Genomic DNA, 259 nt, shown 5'->3' with positions numbered 1-259 from the left:
GCAGCGTGTAATCGGCCCAAAGATTGGCCATGTTGCGCGGCGCCATCGTCAGGCGCTTGCCCACCTGCGCCGCCGTGTTCGATTCCAGCACGACCTGGTTCAGATACGTGTACGAGCCGAGCACCGTGAGATTGTCGGTGAGCTGGATATGGCCTTCGAGTTCGAGACCGCGCGAGCGCACTTCGCCCGTCTGCACCGACGAGCCCGGATGATTCAGATCGGTCGTGGTGACGTTGTGCTGCGTGAGATCGAAAATCGC

The 259-nt window shown here is 61.4% G+C and carries 1 protein-coding gene; it reads right to left on the bottom strand.

The window, feature by feature from the left end:
• A partial coding sequence (locus SB751_RS32345) for a TonB-dependent receptor domain-containing protein (protein ID WP_410749303.1) occupies window positions 1-259 on the bottom strand: 259 nt, incomplete at both ends.

It is taken from the genome of Cupriavidus sp. SIMBA_020 (genome assembly GCF_046535395.1).
Taxonomy (GTDB): Bacteria; Pseudomonadota; Gammaproteobacteria; order Burkholderiales; family Burkholderiaceae; genus Cupriavidus; species Cupriavidus campinensis.
This window is presented reverse-complemented; position numbering and strand designations above follow the sequence as displayed.